Genomic DNA, 21,558 nt, shown 5'->3' with positions numbered 1-21,558 from the left:
AAGACGCTAGCAATCTCAACTCGTGTGAAAAGCTTGAATTATCCGGAGCACCCAGGATGAAAAACAATAAAGCCGGTTTGCTGGCGCTGATCGTGTTGGGGATTGCATCCCTGCTCATGATCTTTTTCGTCCTGCCGCGGATTTCAAACGACGGCAAGCCGATCGGCGACGCCATCAACGAGGCGGGCAACGCCGTGAAGAACAGCGTGGAAATGGGCGCCGACAAGGCGGGCGACATCCTGTCCGATGCGGCAGAAGAAACCGCCAATATCGCCGACAAGGTCGGCCGTCTGGCGGCTTCCGCCACACAGTCGATCAAGGATCTGACCACGCTTTTCGCCGACAGCAAGGTCCCCTCCGACGCCGATTTCGCAGCGGCGCGCAAGAAGGTCGAGACCTCGCTCAAGGAACTGACGAATATCGAAATTCCCGAGTCGCTGGATGAAACGACGTCGCGGCTCATCACCACGGCCCGCACCGCCGCCGAGCGCACCACGGCCTTCCTGCGCGGCCTGCCTGACAATGCGGCGGCAGCGGCGGCGCAGGTGCGTCGTCTCGCGGGCGTCTTCGCCGGCACCGACGATGGCGCGCCCGAAGCGGCGAAGCCGGCGGCGGCGCCAGCCGATGCCACGCAGACCTCTTCCGGCGCGCCGACTTTCGACGTCCTGCGCGTCGAGCCTGATGGTTCGGCGGTTGTTGCCGGCAAGGCGCAGCCGGGTGCGAAACTTGAAATCCTGAGCAACGGCAAGGTCGTCGCCCAGACAACGATCGACGGCTCCGGCGATTTCGCAGCCGTTTTCGACAATCCCCTGCCGCCCGGCGACCATGAACTGGTGCTGCGTTCGACCGATACCGCCGGCAAGGCGACGCAGTCTGAGGAAGTGGCGACGGTTTCCGTTCCGGAAGGCAAGGCCGGCGAGCTTCTGGCCATGGTTTCAAAGCCCGGCAAGGCAAGCCGGGTCCTCGCCATGCCGGAGGCGGCCCCTCCGTCGCTTCAGCCGCAAACGCCATCACAACAGCCTGCGGCAACGGCTGCGACCAACGCCAATGCGGCCTCCGTACCGCTTGCCGGCGCTGCCGCCGCTCCGTTGACGTCGAGCGTCCAGGTCACTGCCGTCGAGTTCGAGGGATCGAAGATTTTCGTCGCGGGTTCCGCGCCCGCCGGTTCGATGGTTCGCGCGCTGGTCGATGACAGGGAAATCGGCAAGGCCACGACGGAAGCCTCCGGGCATTTTGTCATCGAAGGCGACGTCGATCTCGCCGTTGGCAGCCACATCATCACCGTCGAGGAGCTGAATGCCGACGGCACCGCGAAAGTGCGCGTGCGCGTTCCGTTCGAAAGGCCGCAGACCGACCAGGCAACCGTCGCGATGCAGACGCCGTCTGCTTCTTCGTCAGCGGCAACGACTGCAGTGCCGGCCGAAAACCAGAGCACGGCAAGCGACCGCGCCGCTTTCGAAAAGCTGCGCACCGATGTCGCCAAGGCCTTCGGCATCCTCTCCAATCTCTACAGGGACCAGCCGACACCGGCACTCGATCAGGCAATAGCCGGCCGCTCTGCCGTGGTGATTGCGCTGAAATCGCTTTCGGAGTTCCGCACCGCGGCAGCCACCGAGCCGGACTTCACAGCCTTCGCCGGCGACATCGCCGCCAAGGCGCGCCAGCTGCTGACATCGGTCGAAGCCTGGCCGAATGACGTGGCGGCAATCGGCAAGGGGCTGGCTTCGCTGGCCAGCAGGCTTGCCGAACTCCACATCACCGCGCCGCCCGCTCCCACGCCACAGGCGCCAGCCGGTCCGCAGACCTTCGAGCAGGCGCCGCTGGCCGAAAGCCAGAACAGCGTCATCATCCGCCGTGGCGACACGCTGTGGCAGATTTCGCGCCGCGTCTATGGTCAGGGCGTCCGTTATACCACGATCTATCTCGCCAATGAGGACCAGATCAAAAACCCTGACCTGATCGAGCCCGGCCAGATTTTCGGCGTGCCGAAAGAGGCCCTGCCGAATGCGGAAGAACTTCACCGCAAGCGGCTGAAAGGTGGCTCTTGAGCAACTGAACCGTTGCGGTAAATCCGCAACGATCCTATCTGTGACGCGCGCGGCGGCTTGACCAAAGCCGCCGTCATGCTGTCGGCTTCCGGCAGTGACCGGAGAGTATGATGGCCACGAAGAAAAAAACCATTTCTGCGGATTCCAGCAATCCCACCCAGACGCTGATCAATCTCTGGCCCTATATGTGGCCGGAGGGGCGGTGGGATCTGAAGATGCGGGTGGTCTGGGCCACCGTATACCTTGTTGTCGCCAAGCTGGTCCTCATCTCCGTCCCCTATTTCTTCAAATGGGCGACGGACGCGCTGAATGGCAAGCTCGATATGGCGGGGCTGGTCCCGGCCTTCCTGCTGGGCGCGGTCGCCCTTGTCATCGCCTATAATCTGACGCGGCTGATACAGGTCGGGCTTAACCAGCTGCGCGATTCGCTTTTTGCCAGCGTCGGTCAGCACGCGGTCCGCCAGCTGGCCTACAGAACATTCGTACACATGCACCGGCTTTCGCTGCGCTTCCATCTGGAGCGCAAGACCGGCGGGCTCTCGCGGGTTATCGAGCGTGGCACCAAGGGCATCGAAACCATTGTCCGCTTCACCATCCTCAACACCGCACCGACCTTCATCGAATTCCTGCTGACGGCAATCATCTTCTGGGCGTCCTACGGCTTTTCCTACGTTCTCGTCACGGTCATCACCGTCTGGGCCTATATCTGGTTCACTGTCCGGGCCAGCAACTGGCGAATCTCCATCCGCCGCGCGATGAACGACAGCGACACCGATGCCAATACCAAGGCAATCGACTCGCTGCTGAATTTCGAGACCGTCAAATATTTCGGCAATGAAGAGATGGAGGCGCAGCGCTTCGATGTCGCAATGGCGCGTTACGAAAAATCGGCGATCTCGATCTGGACCTCGCTCGGCTGGCTGAACTTCGGCCAGGGTGTGATTTTCGGCCTTGGCTCCACCGTCATGATGGTGATGTCGGCGCTTGCCGTGCAGCGCGGCGAACAGACGATCGGTGATTTCGTCTTCATCAATGCACTTTTGCTGCAGCTTTCCGTGCCGCTCAATTTCATCGGTTTCGTCTATCGCGAAATCCGCCAGGGCCTCGCCGATATCGAGCAGATGTTCGAGCTTCTGGAAGTGGAAGCCGAGGTTACCGACAGGCCGGGTGCGACGCCGCTCGCCGCCGGTCCCGGCGCGATCTCGTTCCGCGACGTGCATTTTGCCTATGATGCCGAGAGACCGATCCTGAAGGGCATTTCCTTCGACGTGCCGGCGGGCAAGACAGTCGCCATTGTCGGGCCTTCGGGTGCAGGAAAATCAACGATCTCGCGGCTGCTCTACCGTTTCTACGATATCCAGGAAGGGGCGATCACGATTGACGGACAGGATGTCCGCGACGTGACGCAAAAGAGCCTCCGTTCCGTCATCGGCATGGTTCCGCAGGATACGGTGCTGTTCAACGATACACTGGCCTACAATATCCGTTACGGCCGCCCTTCGGCGAATGACGAAGACATCACGGCGGCAGCGGATGCAGCCCAGATCAGCGCCTTCATCGGAAAGCTTCCGGATGGCTACGCCACCATGGTCGGGGAGCGCGGGCTGAAGCTCTCCGGTGGCGAAAAGCAGCGTGTGGCGATTGCCCGGACGATCCTCAAGGCACCGCCGATCCTGATCCTCGACGAGGCGACCTCGGCGCTCGATACGCATACGGAGCAGGAAATCCAGAGCGCGCTTGATATCGTTTCGAAAAACCGCACCACACTGGTCATCGCCCACCGGCTCTCGACGGTGATCGGCGCAGATGAAATCATCGTGCTGAAGGAAGGGCTGATCGCGGAGCGCGGCACGCATACATCCCTGATGGCCCAGAACGGTCTTTACGCCTCGATGTGGAGCCGCCAGCGCGAAGCTATCCGGGCCGAAGAGATGCTGCGCCATGTTCGCGAAACCGACGATCTCGGTGTCGTGGACCGCGGCGAACCAGCGCATTGAGGCGCATAAACGCCTGATAACGGCCCCCGCATGGCAAGGGGACCATTGCCGGGCGGTCCGTTTGGCTGTAACCAGCTAGGCAAAATTTGTCGCACGTCCGTATGGATCATGTCGTATCACGACCACATATAGACGCGACAGACAAAACCGGAGCAAGGAACCATATGAATCTGTTCGACACCATTCGCAACACCATCGTACCGATCCACAAGGAAGGTTATGTCTTCGTAGCCGCTTTCTTCGTGGCATCGCTGGTGCTCGGCTGGATCGCCGAACCGCTGTTCTGGGTCGGCCTGGTGCTGACGGCCTGGTGCGCCTATTTCTTCCGCGATCCCGAGCGCGTGACGCCGCAGGATGACGACCTGATCATCAGCCCCGCCGATGGCAGGGTTTCCGCCGTACAGACCGTCATCCCGCCGCTGGAACTGGAGCTGGGCAAGGAGCCGATGGTGCGTATCTCGGTGTTCATGAACGTCTTCAACTGCCACGTGAACCGTTCGCCGGTCCGCGGCCGCATCGTCAATGTTGCCTACCGTCCCGGCCTGTTTCTCAATGCCGAGGTGGACAAGGCTTCCGAGGACAATGAGCGCAACGGCCTCGTCATCGAAACGTCGCATGGCAAGGTCGGCGTGGTGCAGATCGCCGGCATGGTCGCTCGGCGCATCGTCTGCTGGGTCAAGCCAAACGAGCCCGTCGATGCCGGCGAGCGTTTCGGCCTTATCCGCTTCGGCTCGCGCCTTGACATCTTCCTCCCGGAAGGCTTCCAGCCGCGTGTATCCGTGGGTCAGACGGCAATCGCCGGCGAGACCGTGCTGGCAGAGTTCGGTTCCGCCAAGGGTCCGCTCCTCAGCCGCCGCGGCTGATGACGATCAGGAAAGACATGCGCCATGGAAACGCCGATCGCCGAACCGCCGCAGAACGGAAAACATGAGGGCAGAAAGGATAGCGGCCGCGGGCCGCGCCTGAGAGAAATTCCCTTTCGCCTGCTTGTTCCCAATCTCATCACCGTTCTGGCCATCTGCGCCGGCCTCAGCGGCGTGCGGCTGGCCATCGAAGGGCGTTTCGAACTCGCCGTTGGCATGGTGCTGCTCGCGGCCTTCCTCGACGGCATAGACGGGCGCATCGCCCGCATGATGAAAGCGACGTCCAAATTCGGCGAACAGATGGATAGTCTGGCCGATATCGTCAATTTCGGTGTCGCGCCCGCGCTGGTGGTCTATGCCTATCTTCTCGATCAGGCACGGTCGATCGGTTGGATCGCCGCCCTCATCTATGTCATCGCCGCGGGTCTGCGCCTGGCGCGCTTCAACGTGATGATCGAACGGCCGGTCAAGGCGCCATGGCAGAACGAGTTTTTCGTCGGCGTCCCTGCCCCGATGGGTGCCATGCTGGTGCTGCTGCCGGTCTATCTCGGCTTCCTCGGCGTCGAGCCGGACAAGCCATTCGCTTATGTCGCTGCCGCCTATACCGTGCTGATCGGTTATCTCCTTATCAGCCGCCTCCCGGTCTGGTCGGGAAAATCAGGCACAAGCCGTATCCGCCGCGATCTCGTGCTGCCGATGATCCTCGTCGTCGTTCTCTATGTGGCCATGCTGATGAGCTTCACATGGGAGGTGCTGGTTCTCACCGTTGCCGCCTATCTCGTCTTCATTCCCATCAGCGCGCGGCTCTGGCACCGCCGATACGGTACGCTTACGATCGAAGAGGACGCGCATGACGACGGAAATGGCGGCAATGGCCTCGATCGCAGCATTTAAAACCGCAGGTATCATTTTTCTTGCTTCACCTATCTGCGCCGTGGCGCAAAATGTCGCACCCTGAACGGCCGGCTTCGCGTTTTCCGCCTCGAATCCGTCAAGATTAGCCGCGAAAGAAGGGGCTCACACGCATCGCAACGGCGTTTGGCGTGAATTGTGGAGAGAGAAAATGACGAACGAGACGAAGGCACAGCCGCAGGCAAAGCCGGACCTCAAAAGCCACTACCGCCCGCTCGGACTGAAGGCCGTCGCGGCCGCAGCGCTGATGTTGAAGCGCAAGCCCGCAGCCAAAACCGCTTGAAAATAAACGATTTTTCTTAAATCGGACAGGTCGGCGCCTGATAGGTCAGCTGACCGAAGACGGTCAATCCGGGATAACCGAGCACAACACGGCGCTATGAATGGCGCCGTTTTCTTTTGCTACCGTCATGCGCCATTCCGGCCAGGACCATGGAGCCGATCCGTTATAGTGTAACGTGACTGCAACAAAACCATGCTAAAGTATTCGACTTCCACGAGACGACTGTACGGACAGTCTCGCATCAATTACTGAGAAATTACAAATTTTCTACTTTAGAGATTCATTCCTTTGCGGTTACCAAGATTTTCAATACCGTGACGTGCGGTGGCGAAAGAATGAAGTTTCGTGGAGACATCATGAAGACGGCCATGGGGGGCTTGGGCGGCATGCAGGATAAAATCCTTCTGATTGAAGATTCCGTTGCTCTGTCCATGCTGCTGAAGACGCGCCTTTCGGAAGAGACGCAGGCCGAGGTGATCCACTGCGACAGCATGGCCGCGGCCGATACCCTGCTGCGCGCCCATGATTTCACGCTGGCGCTGACGGGTCTCAATCTTCCCGACGCTCCGAAGGGTGAAATTCTGGCGCTGCTCTCCGAACGCAAAGTGCCCGCCATCGTCTTCACCGCGACAGTGGATGAGGAGGCCCGCAAGCGTTATGCCGAGAAGAAGATCATCGACTATATCGTCAAGGACGGTCACCGCACCGTCGACGCGGTGGTCAAAACCGTCGACAGGATTCTGACCAACAGGCAGTTTTCCGTTCTGGTGGTCGATGATGCGCGGACCGCCCGCTCCGGCCTCGTGGAAATTCTGGAACGGCAGAACTTCAAGGTCAGCGAGGCGCATTCGGGCAATCGCGCGCTGGAAATCCTGGCGCAGGACCCGTCCATCCAGCTCGTCATCACCGATTATCACATGCCCGATATGGACGGCTACGAACTTACGCGCCGCATTCGCGACAGCCGCTCCTCGGAGGATCTGCGCGTGATCGGCATATCATCCTCCACGGACCGGCTGCTTTCAGCAAGCTTCCTGAAGGCGGGCGCGTCGGATTTCGTCTATCGCCCCTTCGTGCCGGAAGAGTTGCAGTGCCGTATCGACAACAACATAGAAACGCTGAAACAGCTCAAGCGCCTGCGCGAACTGGCCGAGCGCGATCATCTGACAGGCTTGCCGAACCGCCGCTCCTTCTTCGAGCGCACCCGTGCACTCATGGACGTTATCAATGACAATGACGAAAATGGCGCCGTCGCCATCCTCGACATCGATCACTTCAAGAAGATCAACGACACGCTGGGGCACGATGCGGGCGACCGGGCTCTAAAAAAGCTGGCGGAGCTTCTGCATGACAAGTGCGACGCGCACCGCCACATTCCCGCCCGTCTGGGCGGCGAGGAATTCGCGGTCTTCCTGCGCGGCCTGGATGCCCACGCCGCCTATGCATTCTGCGAAGAATTACGCGCCCATGTGGAAAAAAGCGGCCGACAATTGAGCGGCAGCAGCCTCGCACTGACGATTTCGCTCGGCGTCGTAGAGATCGAGAAGGGCGAGCCCTTCGACAACCAGTTGAATGCCGCCGATCAGCTGCTCTATCTCGCCAAGGCGAACGGCCGCAACCGCGTCTATTCCGATATCATGATCCAGGAAGGTTTGCAGAAGATCGGGCGGAACGGCTGAGTTCCTTCCGGAACTGAGGCATGGGGAGCGAGCGGATGAGGCTTGTTCTTCTCCCCGCCGGGGAGAAGCCCGCGGCAGCGGGATGAGGGGCAAGTCCACCGTATATCTCTGCCGTAGCCCCTCATCCGACCCGTCGGCCACCTTCTCCCCCTCGGGGAGAAGAATTGGCGGCAATGTCAGAGCTTAGATAACCAGCCTCACACGCTGCGCAAAGACGTCAAAACAGCGACATCTGCCCCTCGTCCTTCGCCGGTTTGATCTTTGCCAGCGGCACGCTTTCCGGCACTGGCTCGATGAGATCGGCGCCGACATTGGCGACCTTGTTGACCTTGTCCGAGACGGGAATCATCTCAAAGAAATCATCCTGAACCGGCCGCATCAGATCGGCGACCTCGCGTGGTTCCTGGGTCTTGCAGTCGAGCCAACGGCTGAAATCCTCAGGCGCGATGACAACGGGCATGCGGTCGTGAATGCGCCCGATGGCGGCATTGGCGGCCGTGGTGAGGATAACGCCGGTATCGACCTCCGAACCATCGGCCGAAGACCATGTCTCCATGAGACCGGCGAAGGCGACGATGCCGCCTTTCTTCGGGCGAATGAAATAGGGCTGGGGTTTGCCGCCCTCTTCCTTCGGCGGACGTCGCCATTCATAAAAGCCGGTCGCAGGCACGAGCACACGGCGATGGCGCATGGCGGCGCGGAAGGAGGCCTTGCCGATTGCCGTTTCCGAACGCGCGTTGATGAGCAGCGGAAAATCCTTCGGGTCCTTGACCCATCCGGGCAGGAAACCCCACCGAACCAGCACTGCCCGGCGATTGGGCAGGTTGCTGCCGCGCTCCTGCCGTTCACCCTCCATGACAATCAGTATCGGCTGCGTGGGCGCGATATTGAAGCGGGCGGGGAAATCCTCTAGCCCGATCAGGTCAAGATAATCGGCAATCTCTTCCGGCGTCGCTTTCAGGACGAAACGTCCGCACATATGTTTCTCCTCAACCCCGCGGCCCGAACAGGATGATGGTGGCCCCTGCGAGACAGACGGCGCCGCCGGCGATATCCCATTTGTCCGGCGCGTGGCCCTCGACGCCCCAGAGCCACAAAAGCGAAGCGGCAATATAGATGCCGCCATAAGCGGCATACGCCCTGCCTGCGGCCTCCGCTGGCACCAGCGTCAGGAGCCAGGCAAAGGCGGCCAGCGACAACATGCCCGGCAACAATATCCACGCCGTTCTGCCAAGTTTCAGCCAGGCCCAGAAGGAAAAACAGCCGGCAATTTCGGCAAGAGCCGCCAACGCATAGATAAGATAGATCTTCATTCCACCGTCTTCTGCCTGCACAATCGAACCGATTCTGGACTATAACATCGGCGCAGAAACCGGAATCGATTTTTCCAGACCGTCCGACCGAGACACGCGAAACCTTACATGACCGTTCGTATCAAGCCCCGCCTCGCCTCCTCCGCCATCGTCAGAAATGGCGACCGGCTTTTGCTCGTGCGCCGCATCAATCCGCCCTCGAAGGACATGTTCGCCTTTCCCGGCGGACGGGCCGAGGAAGGCGAAACGCCGGCCGAGACGGCGCTACGTGAACTGCACGAGGAAACCGGCATTGTCGCACGCCATCCGCAACTTTTCGCGACCTACGATCTTCCCTCGCACGATGCAAATGGGACCCTGACGAGCCATTTTTTGCTCTCCGTCTTCACCGTGGAAACGGATGCCGATCCGCTTGTGACCGTCGGTGATGACGCAGCGGACGCAGGCTGGTACACGCTTGCGGAAATCCGCCGGCTGCCGGCCCCAGAAAGCGTGGTGGATTGCGCCGAGCGGCTGCTAGCATGATTGCCAGCAGGGCAGAATCGCGATTATCTAGACCCGTCCGCCCGCCGGATGTTCACGAGTATGTGTGGGGCAGAATAAAATTTTGATACGACCAACCATTTTCCTGTCTCTTTTCCTGACCATGCTGCCGACCGGGCAAAACGGCGCCGTTTACGCGCAGCCTTCCAAGGCAGCATCCGAGGCACGTCCTGCGGAAACGGCACCTCCCAAACCCGCGCCCTATGACGACAAGCTGGCACGGCTGTCGGAAATATTGGGTGCGGTGCAATATCTGAGAACGCTGTGCCCTTCTTCCGGACCGGAGGACTGGCGCAAATCGATGGGCGACCTTCTGGCTGCGGACACGGCCAACGAACCCGAACGACGTCAGCGCATGACGGCTGCATTCAACCGTGGATACCGCTCCTTTGCGGCCATCCACACCAGTTGCACACGCGCCGCCATCATGGCAGAAGAGAACTACCGTAACGAAGGGGCAACACTCGCTCAGGAAATCGCGTCCAGGTTCGGAAATTAGAGGATTATTAACCTCTTTTCGCCGCAGCCCGTGCCGTTTTGATAAAAGGCTGCTAGTGTTGTTAACAGGGTGGTAAGGACTTGCCCGCCCTGTCGAGGATGAAAAATGCAGACAAGCCGTAACGAAATCGACGATATGATCGTGCATGAAAAGATGCAGGTCGCTCTGGAACACCAGAACGAGGCATGGGCTGACGGCATGGCCGACGGCATCGAGCCGGAGATCATCGCCGATGCTGCAATCGCTCTGGCCATGCGCGAAACCATCCGGATCCACGGCGAGGCTGGCGCGGAAGCAATGCTGGAATCGCTGCGTCAGCGCATGCTTCAAGGCGAATTTTCTCCGCAGCGGGTGATACAGTAAAGCCGGGGTCTATCATGTCTTGCCTGAGCAAGGGGCTTTTGCGCTCTTCCGCCCTGCTATCCATCGTGCTCGCTCTGACCGCCGGGTCGATTGGCCTGCCGGGCCAAGCCTTTGCGCTTTCCGAGCTGAAGCCGGCCCAGAACAACGAAGGCGAGCCACAGGCTCAGAAGGGCGAACAGCCTGAGCAGACCGCGCCCGCCGAGCCGGACGAAATCGAGGGCGATTCGGAAGGCATTCCCCTGCCCGACCCTCTGGTCGACCGATCTGCCGCCCAGACGAACCAGCAATCGTCCAAGCCGGACAATACCCCCGAAATGTCAGTGGTCATCGAACACGATATTTCCAAGGCACCGGAAGCCGTACGCAAGCTGCGCCAACAGATCATCGACGCGGCAGCGACGGGCGATATTGAAAAGTTGCGGCCATTCATCGCTGCCGGCCAGAAAGAATTCCGCATCGACGGCAATGACGGCGAAGACCCGATCGCAGCACTGAAAAGCTATTCAGGAGATACCGACGGGCTGGAAGTGCTGGCGATCATCATCGACCTCCTGTCGACCGGTTACGCCCATATTGATGCCGGCACGCCGGACGAAGCCTATGTTTTCCCCTATTTCGCCGGAAAGCCGCTCAACACGCTGACGCCGCCGGAAAAAGTGGAGCTGCTGCGCATCATCACCGCCGGCGACCTAGCGGATATGCAGGAATACGGCAATTACAGCTTCTATCGCATCGGCATCTCGCCTGATGGCAAGTGGAAGTTCTTCACCGCCGGCGATTGATCCTATCCCGGCGCTTGCCGTTCTTTTGCAAAAATCCTAACTGTGCGGAATGAGCGTCCGGCACCGGTACATGTGCTGTTGCCCAGACGCATAGTCTCTACGAACCGAACGGTGACGCCATGCCTTCCGCTTTTCTTGCCGACCGCCGCCTGATCCGGGTTTCCGGCACCGGCGCCGAGGAGTTTCTGAACAATCTCATTACCACCGATGTGGAGCATCTGCCTGTAGGGGAAGCCCGCGCCAGCGCCCTTCTGACCCCTCAGGGCAAGATTCTGTTCGATTTCCTCATCGCGCGCGACGGAACGGACTATCTCATCGAGATCACCGCTTCCGAACAGGAAGCGCTGTTGCGCCGCCTGACGATGTACAAGCTGCGCGCTCCCGTCGATCTGAAAGCGGAAGCCGCCGAAGGTGTGAGCGTTTTCTGGGGAGAACAGGCACCTCAGCCGGCGTTAAGGGACGGCCGTTTCGCCAAGGCGGGTCTCGATCTATTCCGCATTCCGGGCGCAACTGCCGCTGGCGACGCAGCCGTCTATGATGTGCTGCGTGTCGAATACGGCATTGCCGAAGCTGGCCGCGACTATGCGCTGCAGGATGCTTTTCCGCATGACGTGCTGATGGATGTGAACGACGGGGTGTCATTCAAGAAGGGCTGCTTTGTCGGCCAGGAAGTTGTATCGCGCATGAAACATCGCGGCACGGCAAGGCGGCGCGTTGTCCTTGTTTCAGCGCAGGACGCCCTCCCCGGCAGCGGCGTGGACATTACCGCACAGGGCAAATCCGTCGGCACGCTCGGCACCGTGTGCGGCAACAAGGCACTCGCCATCGCGCGCATCGACCGCATTGCCGCGGCGCTCGCGTCCGGCACGCCGCTTCTCGCGGAAACTGTTCCCGTCGCCGTTGCCCTGCCCGCCTGGAGCGGTCTTTCCTTCCCGGCGGCCGATCCGGCGGCACAGGCGGAGGAATAGAGGTGGCCTCCGTCAAAGGCCCGCGCGCCTGGCAGCGCATGCTGTCCGGACGGCGGCTCGATCTGCTCGACCCTTCGCCGCTCGACGTGGAAATCGCCGATATTGCCCATGGGCTTGCCCGCGTTGCCCGCTGGAACGGCCAGACGCGTGGCGACCACGCCTTTTCAGTCGCTCAGCACTGCCTCATCGTCGAGACGATCTTCTGCCGCATGTGCACGGCCGCGACCCCCGATGAAATGCAGATGGCGCTTCTGCACGATGCGCCGGAATATGTGATCGGCGACATGATCTCTCCGTTCAAATCCGTGGTCGGCGGCGGTTACAAGACGGTAGAAAAGCGGCTTGAGGCCGCCGTGCATCTGCGCTTCGGCCTGCCGCCGCATGCATCGCGCGAGTTGAAGGACCGCATCAAGAAGGCCGACACGGTCGCCGCCTTTTTCGAGGCGACGGAGCTTGCCGGTTTTTCCACGGCCGAGGCGCAAAAATTTTTCGGCCTGCCACGCGGTATTACCCGCGACATGTTCGACATCACGCCGCTTCCCTCCACGGAAGCGCAAAAGCTGTTCATCCAGCGTTTTGAGGCCATCGAGGCCATGCGCGGGACGAACCCCGGGGGTGCCAAATGACGGCCATCGTGGTTTCACCGCTCGGACGGATCGCGGAAATGGCCGTGAAGCACAAGGCCCGGGAAATGGTGACATTGATCGCCAGGGAGCAGACATTTCACCGCCCCGCGGTCATTGCCGCCGAACGGCATCTGACGCTTGCGATGAACGACATCTCCTTCAAGGGCACCGGCAATCTTATAGCCCCTGACGATGCGCATGTGCTGAAGCTCATCGAGTTCGCGCATGAATGGGATCAGACGGCTCCGTTGCTTATCCATTGCTGGATGGGCGTTTCGCGCTCGCCTGCGGCTGCCGTCATCGCCGCGCTCAGTCTTTACCCTGATCAGGATGAGACTGAACTTGCGCTGCGTCTGCGCGCCGCCTCGCCCTATGCCACTCCGAATGCCCGCATCATCGCCATCGGCGACCGGCTGCTCGGCCGGAAGGGTCGTCTGGAGGCGGCTATCAAGGCGATAGGAAGGGGCGCGGACACCGACGGCAATGTGCCTTTCGTGCTGCCACTTCGCAGTTGACAACCGGTTTTGGCGGAACCCCTTCGGAACGCAGTCGTTACCAACCCTGAACGCAAATAAAATCACGGGACGATTCATGGAACAACAGGCAACGGATATCATTGTCGCATCGCAAGCGGCCGTAAGACAGGCGAGCGCACTGGCGGTGCAATATTCCTTTTCGGTGATCGGTGCACTTCTGCTGTTAATCGTCGGCTGGCTGGCCGCTGCCTTTCTTCAACGCTGGGCCTTTCAGGGCCTGTCGCGCATTCGCGGCTTCGATGCGACGCTCGCCGGATTCTTCGCGGGCGCCATTCGTTATGTCGTCCTCATTCTCGTCATCGTGATGGTGCTGGGCCAATTCGGGGTGCAGACGGCCTCCATTCTGGCGGCCCTCGGCGCCGCCGGTCTTGCCATTGGCCTCGCGCTGCAGGGAACGCTGCAGAACATTGCCGCCGGCATCATGCTGCTGGTGCTGCGTCCCTTCCGGGTCGGGGAATATATCGAAACCAGCAGCGTCAGCGGGACGATCATCGAGATCGGGCTGTTTGCGACCGAGCTGAAGACCAGCGACGGCCTTTACCGTCTGGCGCCCAACTCGACGCTCTGGAACGTGCCGATCACCAATTTCAGCCGCTTTCCTTCTCGCCGACACGAATTGAGCCTGACGGTGAAAAACGATGAGAATCTCGCCGCTGCGCAGGACATGCTGATGAATGTCGTACGCTCGGAAAGCCGGGTGCTGCTTGACCCAGCCCCTGTCACCTTTGTCGATTCTGTGAGCGCCGACAGCGCCACCGTCAAGTTGCGTTACTGGGTGCGTAGCGACAGCTATTTCGCGACGACCCGCGATGTGACGAAAGCGATGAAACTCGCGTTCGACGAGCGTAAGGCGGAAGTGAGCGCACAGCCGGCCTGAGACGTCACCCCCATTTTGCTGCAAGCGCGATGGCTGCAAGAGCCGTCGCGCTTTTTCGTTGCCTCGCCCTGTAGCGCACTTGCATCCGGCTGATGCGATCTCTATAGCTTCATACGTAATGTTATTACGTAACTTGTCTTAGGAGAGAGCCGAAACAATGCAGAAGACAATCACCCGCCTCACCGGCGCTGTCGCACTTGGTTCCATGCTGTTGGCGGCGACCACGGCAATGGCTGCCGGTGGCGACAAATCCGCAGCCCACAGCCATGAGCACGGGCACGATCACGGCCATCAGATGACCGAAGCTGAAAAGCAGATCTACAAGGGTTATTTCGAGGATGCCCAGGTGAAACCACGCACACTTTCCGATTGGGAAGGCGACTGGCAATCCGTTTATCCCTACCTGCTGAACGGCTCGCTCGATCCCGTCATGGCGGAAAAGGCGGCTCATGGCGACAAGACGGCCGCCGAATACCGCGCCTACTACGAGGTCGGCTACAAGACTGACGTGAACCGTATCGTCATCAAGAGCGACAGCGTGGCGTTTTATAAAGATGGCAAACCCGCTGAAGGCACCTATGTCAGCGACGGCCACGAAATCCTGACCTACAAGAAGGGCAATCGTGGGGTCCGCTACATCTTCAAGAAAACCGGCGGCGATGAGGCCGCACCGCAATTCATTCAGTTCAGCGATCACTCCATCGCCCCGGTCAAGGCCGGCCATTACCATCTCTATTGGGGCAACGACCGCAAGGCATTACTGGACGAAGTGACCAATTGGCCAACGTATTATCCGTTCCTGATGGACGGCGCCGATATCGTAAAGGAAATGGCGGCGCATTGAACTATAGCAGGCTCGCGGCTTTCCGGAGCGTGAGGAATGCCGAGCAAACACGTCTTTCGCCTTCTCCCCGCCGGGGAGAAGGTCGCGGCAGCGGGTTGAGGAGGCAAGCTCTCCGCATATCTCTGCCGTCGCCCCCTGATCTGGCCCTTCGGGCCACCGTTTCCCTGGGGGAAGAAGAAAGATTCACTGCCCCATGGTGGAGCGATGCGCCCAGCCCGTCATGCGCTTTTCGAGCCAGGCCATGATGGCATACATGACGATGCCTTCCACCGCGAGCATCAGCAGGCCGGCAAAGACCAGCGGCACATTGAACTGGCTCTGCGCCGAACTCATCATGTTGCCGAGGCCATAATTGGAGGCGACGGTTTCCGAGACGACCGAGCCGACGAAGGCGAGCGTGATGGCGATTTTGAGCGAGCCGAAGAAATAGGGCATGGACCGCGGAATTCCGACCTTCAACATGATGTCCATCTTCTTGGCACCGAGTGCCCGCAGCACGTCTTCGGTTTCCGGCTCGATGGTGGCAAGCCCGGTCGCCACATTAACGACGATCGGGAAGAAGGAGATCAAAAAGGCGGTCAGAACGGCGGGAACCGTGCCGATGCCGAACCAGATGACGAGGATGGGCACCAGCGCCACCTTGGGGATGGCGTTGAAACCGATCATCAGCGGATAAAGCCCGGCATAGATGGTTTTCGACCAGCCAATGAACAGGCCAATAGCAAGACCGGCGACCACGGCAAGGGCAAAGCCCAGCGTCGTCGTATAAAGTGTCTGCAGCGAGTTTTTCCAGATCGGCGACCAATATTGCATGATGGCCTGGCCCACCCTTACCGGGGATGGCAGGATCGTGGGCGGCATTTTCAGCGCATGGACGAGCAGTTCCCACACCACGAAGAGCGCCAGCGTATAAAGCCAGGGAGCGGCTTTCACCCAGTTGACGCGGGCAATCAGCGGCTTCGGCGGTTCGGCCGCCACGGTGCTTTCCACGATCGCGCTCATGCCGCCACCCTCGCCTGCGCGATTTCGCCATGCAGTTCCTGCACCATGTCGTTAAAACCCTTGTCATACATGATGTCGAGCTGGCGCGGGCGTGCAAATGGCACGCGGTGTTCGGCGAGCACCCGGCCCGGCCTCGCACTCATCACGAAAATCTTGTCGGCCAGAAATGTCGCCTCGCGCAGATCGTGGGTCACCAGGATGATAGTGACGCGCTGCGCGGCGTGCAGGTCGCGTATGACGCACCACAATTCCTCGCGGGTGAAGGCATCGAGCGCACCGAAAGGTTCGTCCAGCATCAGCAGTTCCGGTTCGTGAATCAGCGCACGGCAAAGATTGGCGCGCTGCTGCATGCCGCCGGAAAGCTGCCACGGATACTTCGAGCCAAAACCTTTCAGGCCGACGATTTCCAGAAGGCGCTCGGCTTTCGCGACATATTCCGCCTTGTGGGCGCGCAGACGACGGCGATGTTTTTCGACGATCTCCAGTGGCAGCAGGATATTTTCGAGCGTCGTGCGCCAGGGCAGCATCGTCGGGTTCTGAAACGCCATGCCGACAATGGAAACCGGCTCCGTGACCTGCCGTCCGGCGACGATGACATTGCCCTTCTGCGGAATATGCAGCCCCGTCACCAGTTTCATCAGGGTCGACTTACCGCAGCCAGACGGGCCGACCACGGCCGCGAATTCACCCTTGTCGACCGTCAGGTTCAAGCCGGAGACGGCCAGCGTGCCGGCCGACCCGCCGTAGCGCATGTCGACATTATCTATTTCCACGAGATGTGACATCGCGATCCCCATTTTCAGGCTGGAACGGGCGCTTATGGCCTTCGTTACTCCCGCCGCAATTCCTTAGGCTGCCGGCCATACCCGGCGTTGCCGCTTGTTTCTTCTCCCCGAGGGGGGGAAGGTGGCCCGAAGGGGCGGATGAGGGGGAAACGTCAGCGGTAGACCGAGAGCTTGCCTCCTCATCCCGCTACCGCGGACTTCTCCCCGGCGGGGAGAAGAAACCTGCGGCACCCACTCATTTTACCCATCAGGGAAGCATGCGTTCTGCCTTGGCCGGCAGGTAGGTCGCGTCGAAGACCTGCTCCGCCTTGACGTTGCCCTTCAGGCCCATGGACACCTTGAGCGTCTCCAGCGAGGCGGCAAGCCGGCTTGGCTCGACGCCGCCCATGCCGTTTTCCACCACATAGGGCGTCTTGATGTTCATGCTGTTGGCCATGTTCAGGCGTTCAAGCTCAATGGCGCTGTCGAGTGTCTCGTTGCGCTTGAGAACAGCAGCCACGCCCTCTTCGGGGTTCTTGACGGAATCAGCAAAGCCCTTGGCCAGCGCTTTCAGGAAACCTTTCACCGCTTCAGGGTTTTTCTCAGCGAAATCAGTGTTTACCAGCACTGCATTGCCATAGAGATGCAAGCCGTGCTCGGCCATCAGAATGGTCGAGATATCATCGTCACCGATGCCCTGCTTCTTGAGATTGAGGATCACCGAAAAGGCAAAACCGAAAACGGCATCGACATCACCCTTGGCGAGCATCGGCTCACGCACCGGGAAACCGATCGATTCGATCTTGATCTTGCTGTCATCGAGACCGGCGACCTGCTTGAAAGCCGGCCATTGCGCAAAAGCGCCATCCGGCGGCGGGGCGCCGAGCTTCTTGCCTTCCAGCGATTCGGGATCGCCGGTGACGCCAAGCGACTTGCGGCCAACAACGGCAAAAGTGGGCCGCTCATAAACCATATAGACGGCCTTGACCTTCTGGCTCGGATCCTCATCGAGGAACTTCATCACCGAGTTGATGTCGCCGAAACCCATCTGGTAAGCGCCGGTCGCGACACGCGGAATGGCTTCGACCGAGCCGTTGCCGCTGTCGATGGTGACGTCGAGGCCCTCGGCCTTGAAGTACCCCTTGTCGAGTGCCAGCAGGAAACCGGCGGCCGGACCTTCGAACTTCCAGTCGAGCGTGAATTTCACCGGCGTTTCTGCCCGCGCCTCCCCCGCTGGCAGCGAAAAGCCGGCGGATACACCGATGGCGCTAATGGCCAGAGCTCTGGTCAACAACCTGCGCGTTAAAATCATCTGTTCCCCCTGATGGTTTTGTTGGATTGGTTGCATAAGACCCAATTCCGACCTCCAAGGCAAGACAAAATTGCATACAAAATAGCCGTTATTTTGTATGCTTATTTTATATGCACAATTACTCGCGAGCCAGGCAAAAAGCCGGCATTCTGCACATCGCGCATGCAACGAAGCGAGAGCAGCATCGTTCACGCAGAGAACACAGCGTTCTCATTTGCCGGGGTTGCGGATCAGGGGCAGCGTGAGACAAATAGGCCACGAACAGCAGGCGGCTACAGCGGGGGCAAGATGAATTCTGCACTGGGCATACACCACATCACGATGATCACCCGAAAGGTGCAGGCGAATGTGGATTTTTACGCCGGCTTTCTGGGCATGCGGCTGGCCAAACGCACGGCGGGCTTCGAAGACGCCATGCAGCTTCATCTGCTCTACGGCGATGATATCGCCTCGCCCGGTTCCCTGCTGACTTTTCTGGTGTGGGAGGATGGTGGCCAAGGCCGTGTGGGTTATGGCCAGACACTGGAAATTTCCGTGGCGATCGATCCTGCCGCGATCGGCTTCTGGCTGACGCGGGCGCTGAAATTCGGCATCCGGGCGGAAGGTCCCTCCGACGAATTCGGCGAGCCCGTCATTCGGCTGAAAGACCCTGACGGCCTGATCGTCAAGCTGGTCGGCACTCAGGCGTTTGACGACGCCACGCCGCACGTGACGAAAGACATTACCGAAGATGACGCCATTCGCCGCATCTACGGTGCAACCGTGCTGAGCGAAGTGCCGGAAGAAACCGTGGCTTTTCTCGAAAAACACTTCGGATATAGGCAGGTAAGCCAGACGGGCGCAATTCGCCGGCTCGTTTCCGGTAGCGGCGACATTATCGATGTGCGCGACGCCACGGGCTTCTGGTCCAGCGCGCCGGGCACCGGCACGGTTGATCACATAGCCTTCCGCGCAAAAGACATGGATGAGTTGAACTCGGTTCTAACCGGGCTGAAATCACTGAACTCCAGCACCACCAACGCCCATGACCGTAAATATTTCCATTCGCTCTACGTCCGCGAACCGGGCGGGGTATTGATCGAAATGGCAACCGACGGGCCGGGTATGACGGTGGACGAACCGCTGGAATCGCTCGGCGAAAAACTGTTCATCCCGCCGCTCTTCATGAAGGATGAGGCGGACGTGCGTGTCGCCCTGCCGCAATTTGCGATGCCTGGCGAAGAGCGCATCGTCTATCGCGACCTGCCCTTCGTACACCGTTTCTACACGCCCGAAGAGCCTGATGGCAGCACCATGATTCTGCTGCACGGTTCCGGCGGAAGTGAAACAAGCCTGATGCCGCTGGCGCACCGGGCAGCACCGGGCGCAACGCTTCTCGGCGTCCGCGGCCGCAGTACGGAAGAAGGGATTGCCCGGTGGTTCCGGCGTTATCCCGATTTCAGCTTCGACCAGAAGGATATCGTCTCGGAAGCGGAAGCCTTCGCCGCATTCGTGGAAGGGGCAATCCGCTCCTATGGGCTCGATCGTTCGAAACTGCGGTTTATCGGCCATTCCAATGGGGCGAACTTCTATGCGGCCTTTGCCGCGCTTTATCCGGAGCTTGCCGGGGACGCCCTGCTGTACCGCCCGATGCCTGTTCTCGAAACATGGCCGGAGAGTGATCTTTCCGGCCGCAGCTTCCTGCTTGTTGCGGGAGAACGCGACAAATACCGCGACGGGGCGAGCGTGCTGCATGACAGGCTTGCGGCAAACGGCGCAAGGGTTGAGGTGGAAACGCTGGAGGACGGGCACGAACTCGGACTCACGGATATCGAAGTGGCGCGGCGCTGGCTGGCGTATGTTCCCTGATTTTCGGGGGATGCGCATGAGGCGAGCGGATGCCGCCCATTTCTTCTCGCCCAGGGGAGAAAGTGGTCTGAAGGGTCGGTTGAGGGGGCAAGCTCTCGGTTTATTTCTACCCTCGCCCCCTCATCCCACTGCCGCAGACTTCTCCCCTCGGGACCCGTTGCAAAATTCCGCGGTTGTGATTCACTCGGTCGAGGATGGCGGGCGAGGTTACGATGTCGGTGCGAGACAACAGGCAGTTCAGTTTTGTCGAGGCTTTGATGCCGCAGGCGAAGGGTTCCGGTCGGCTGGAGCGCTTGTCGGGCGTTGTGAAGTGGTATCGGTTCGAAAAGCTTCTGTCGCGTCTTCGTGATGAGAAGAGCGCCGGTCGCCCGGCCTATGAACCGCTGGTGATGTTCAAGGCCCTGCTGTTGCAGTCACTCTATGGGCTTTCCGACATGGAGCTCGAGGAGGCGCTTGGCGACCGGCTGTCGTTCAAGCGTTTCGTCGGCCTTACGCTTGAGGAGGCCGTTCCGGATCATTCCACGCTTTGCCGTTTCCGTAACCTTTTGATTGGCGAAGGTCTGCTGGAGAGGTTGTTTGGAGAACTCGACCGGCAGCTCGATGCCGCGGGCCTGATCCTGCGGCGCGGCACGATGCTGGATGCGACGATCATCGAAACGACGGCGTCGCGGCCACCCAGGGGCGCAATGGTGACTTCGACGCGGCCGCTGGATTTGCAGATGGGCGCAAACCGGAAGAGCCGGATCATTATGGTGCTGCCGGGAGCGATGAGCGGACAATCGATCCGGATGCCCGCTTTGTCCGGCATAAGGGCAAGCACGGCTCGGCCTATGGCTACAAGGCGCATGTCGGTGTCGATGAAGGGTCTGGCCTGATCCGCAGGATTATCACCACGCCTGCCAATGTGAACGATACGGTCGTCGCCGATCGGCTGATCGTCGGCGACGAGGCCTGCGTTCTGGCAGATGGGGCGTATCATACCCATGCGCGGGAGAAAGCCTTGAAGGCGAAAGGCATCAAGCCGCGGCTGATGCGCCGTCCGAACCGGCATCACCGCGTTCTGTCGCCCCGGCTTGCCCGGCTTAACCTGTTGATATCGAAACGGCGGGCGGCCGTCGAAACGACGTTTGCCACACTCAAGAACCGCATGGGGCTTGACGTGATCCGCTACCGTGGGCTGATCAAGGCCAGGGCGCAGGTGCTACTGGCAGCCATGGCCTTCAACATGCGCCGCTGGGTGACTTTGACAACACCTGCAAGGCTCCACTGCGCCTGAAAACCACCGAAAACATCCCCAACCCACCCAAAACCCGCCAAAGACAGAGGCGGGACGGGAAATCACGGCTGAAAATCTCCCGAAAGGGTCCCGTGATGAATTTTGCAACGGGTCCCCTCGGGGAGAAGACGCGGATGCGAGCGCTCGCTCCCCCGTTACCCACAACCTCATCAACCGGGCCTTGCATAAATTCACCAAAAGGGCTTTAAAAACAGCTTCATAA

21 protein-coding genes and 1 pseudogene are annotated in these 21,558 nt (G+C 60.2%); 17 read left to right on the top strand and 5 right to left on the bottom strand.

Features of this window, described 5'->3' with window-relative positions; all coding sequences use genetic code 11:
* Window positions 1–56 precede the first annotated feature (56 nt).
* The 6 genes from EGT36_RS12065 to EGT36_RS12045 all read left to right on the top strand — a co-directional run bounded on the left by EGT36_RS12065 (window position 57) and on the right by EGT36_RS12045 (window position 7,782).
* Window positions 57–2,048 (top strand): LysM peptidoglycan-binding domain-containing protein, encoded by a 1,992-nt coding sequence (locus EGT36_RS12065; protein ID WP_037088934.1) that lies wholly within the window; start codon window positions 57–59, stop codon window positions 2,046–2,048.
* 110 nt (window positions 2,049–2,158) lie between these two features.
* Entirely contained in the window at window positions 2,159–4,045 is a 1,887-nt protein-coding gene (locus tag EGT36_RS12060; RefSeq protein ID WP_037088933.1) for an ABCB family ABC transporter ATP-binding protein/permease, read from the top strand.
* Between the two features lie 101 nt (window positions 4,046–4,146).
* Window positions 4,147–4,908, top strand: a complete 762-nt coding sequence (locus EGT36_RS12055; protein WP_153775372.1) for a phosphatidylserine decarboxylase — start codon at window positions 4,147–4,149, stop codon at window positions 4,906–4,908.
* A 24-nt stretch (window positions 4,909–4,932) separates the two neighbouring features.
* Window positions 4,933–5,802, top strand: coding sequence for a CDP-diacylglycerol--serine O-phosphatidyltransferase (gene pssA / locus EGT36_RS12050; protein ID WP_004440987.1), 870 nt, complete (start codon window positions 4,933–4,935; stop codon window positions 5,800–5,802).
* A 169-nt stretch (window positions 5,803–5,971) separates the two neighbouring features.
* Window positions 5,972–6,103: a hypothetical protein gene (locus EGT36_RS31010; protein ID WP_004440985.1), complete on the top strand. Its 132-nt coding sequence runs from the start codon at window positions 5,972–5,974 to the stop codon at window positions 6,101–6,103.
* Between the two features lie 386 nt (window positions 6,104–6,489).
* A complete protein-coding gene (locus tag EGT36_RS12045; protein ID WP_034496256.1) occupies window positions 6,490–7,782 on the top strand; it encodes a GGDEF domain-containing response regulator in 1,293 nt (430 codons plus the stop codon).
* A 217-nt stretch (window positions 7,783–7,999) separates the two neighbouring features.
* On the opposite strand, the gene EGT36_RS12040 is transcribed toward EGT36_RS12045, so the two are convergent.
* Both EGT36_RS12040 and EGT36_RS12035 read right to left on the bottom strand, forming a co-directional pair.
* Window positions 8,000–8,761, bottom strand: coding sequence for an SOS response-associated peptidase (locus EGT36_RS12040; RefSeq protein WP_045534179.1), 762 nt, complete (start codon window positions 8,759–8,761; stop codon window positions 8,000–8,002).
* Window positions 8,762–8,771: 10 nt separating this feature from the next.
* Window positions 8,772–9,095: a YnfA family protein gene (locus tag EGT36_RS12035; RefSeq protein WP_006699408.1), complete on the bottom strand. Its 324-nt coding sequence runs from the start codon at window positions 9,093–9,095 to the stop codon at window positions 8,772–8,774.
* Between the two features lie 108 nt (window positions 9,096–9,203).
* On the opposite strand from EGT36_RS12035, the gene EGT36_RS12030 reads away from it, so the two are divergent.
* The 9 genes from EGT36_RS12030 (at window position 9,204) to EGT36_RS11990 (ending at window position 15,133) form a co-directional block, all read left to right on the top strand.
* On the top strand, window positions 9,204–9,620 hold the full coding sequence (locus tag EGT36_RS12030) for an NUDIX hydrolase (RefSeq protein WP_037088931.1): 417 nt from the start codon (window positions 9,204–9,206) through the stop codon (window positions 9,618–9,620).
* A gap of 82 nt (window positions 9,621–9,702) precedes the next feature.
* A complete protein-coding gene (locus EGT36_RS12025) occupies window positions 9,703–10,137 on the top strand; it encodes a TIGR02301 family protein (protein WP_037088929.1) in 435 nt (144 codons plus the stop codon).
* A 105-nt stretch (window positions 10,138–10,242) separates the two neighbouring features.
* Window positions 10,243–10,500: a hypothetical protein gene (locus tag EGT36_RS12020; RefSeq protein WP_003501987.1), complete on the top strand. Its 258-nt coding sequence runs from the start codon at window positions 10,243–10,245 to the stop codon at window positions 10,498–10,500.
* Window positions 10,501–10,514: 14 nt separating this feature from the next.
* Window positions 10,515–11,282, top strand: coding sequence for a hypothetical protein (locus EGT36_RS12015; protein ID WP_004440964.1), 768 nt, complete (start codon window positions 10,515–10,517; stop codon window positions 11,280–11,282).
* A gap of 119 nt (window positions 11,283–11,401) precedes the next feature.
* Window positions 11,402–12,250 (top strand): CAF17-like 4Fe-4S cluster assembly/insertion protein YgfZ, encoded by an 849-nt coding sequence (ygfZ, locus tag EGT36_RS12010; protein WP_037088926.1) that lies wholly within the window; start codon window positions 11,402–11,404, stop codon window positions 12,248–12,250.
* 2 nt (window positions 12,251–12,252) lie between these two features.
* Entirely contained in the window at window positions 12,253–12,876 is a 624-nt protein-coding gene (locus EGT36_RS12005) for a YfbR-like 5'-deoxynucleotidase (protein ID WP_006699404.1), read from the top strand.
* Window positions 12,873–13,391 (top strand): tyrosine phosphatase family protein, encoded by a 519-nt coding sequence (locus EGT36_RS12000; RefSeq protein ID WP_004440958.1) that lies wholly within the window; start codon window positions 12,873–12,875, stop codon window positions 13,389–13,391. Before EGT36_RS12005 ends, EGT36_RS12000 begins: the two co-directional genes overlap by 4 nt.
* A 76-nt stretch (window positions 13,392–13,467) precedes the next feature.
* On the top strand, window positions 13,468–14,289 hold the full coding sequence (locus EGT36_RS11995) for a mechanosensitive ion channel family protein (RefSeq protein WP_004440955.1): 822 nt from the start codon (window positions 13,468–13,470) through the stop codon (window positions 14,287–14,289).
* A 157-nt stretch (window positions 14,290–14,446) separates the two neighbouring features.
* Window positions 14,447–15,133, top strand: a complete 687-nt coding sequence (locus EGT36_RS11990) for a ZinT family metal-binding protein (RefSeq protein WP_004440952.1) — start codon at window positions 14,447–14,449, stop codon at window positions 15,131–15,133.
* Between the two features lie 183 nt (window positions 15,134–15,316).
* Here EGT36_RS11990 and EGT36_RS11985 read toward each other — a convergent pair whose 3' ends face one another.
* The 3 genes from EGT36_RS11985 to EGT36_RS11975 form a co-directional block, all read right to left on the bottom strand.
* Window positions 15,317–16,135, bottom strand: coding sequence for an ABC transporter permease (locus EGT36_RS11985; RefSeq protein ID WP_037088925.1), 819 nt, complete (start codon window positions 16,133–16,135; stop codon window positions 15,317–15,319).
* A complete protein-coding gene (locus EGT36_RS11980; RefSeq protein WP_004440947.1) occupies window positions 16,132–16,920 on the bottom strand; it encodes an ABC transporter ATP-binding protein in 789 nt (262 codons plus the stop codon). Before EGT36_RS11980 ends, EGT36_RS11985 begins: the two co-directional genes overlap by 4 nt.
* Window positions 16,921–17,167: 247 nt before the next feature.
* Window positions 17,168–18,211 carry an ABC transporter substrate-binding protein gene (locus EGT36_RS11975; RefSeq protein ID WP_037088924.1) on the bottom strand — a complete coding sequence of 348 codons (1,044 nt, stop codon included), beginning with the start codon at window positions 18,209–18,211 and terminating at the stop codon, window positions 17,168–17,170.
* Between the two features lie 288 nt (window positions 18,212–18,499).
* On the opposite strand from EGT36_RS11975, the gene EGT36_RS11970 reads away from it, so the two are divergent.
* Together EGT36_RS11970 and EGT36_RS11965 are read left to right on the top strand one after the other, a co-directional pair.
* Entirely contained in the window at window positions 18,500–20,059 is a 1,560-nt protein-coding gene (locus tag EGT36_RS11970; protein WP_037088922.1) for a VOC family protein, read from the top strand.
* Window positions 20,060–20,253: 194 nt separating this feature from the next.
* A pseudogene (locus tag EGT36_RS11965) lies at window positions 20,254–21,335 on the top strand (IS5 family transposase).
* The last annotated feature ends 223 nt before the right edge of the window (window positions 21,336–21,558 follow it).

The sequence above is a fragment of the Agrobacterium sp. FDAARGOS_525 genome, from assembly GCF_003938925.1.
Taxonomy (GTDB): domain Bacteria; phylum Pseudomonadota; class Alphaproteobacteria; order Rhizobiales; family Rhizobiaceae; genus Agrobacterium; species Agrobacterium pusense.
This window is presented reverse-complemented; position numbering and strand designations above follow the sequence as displayed.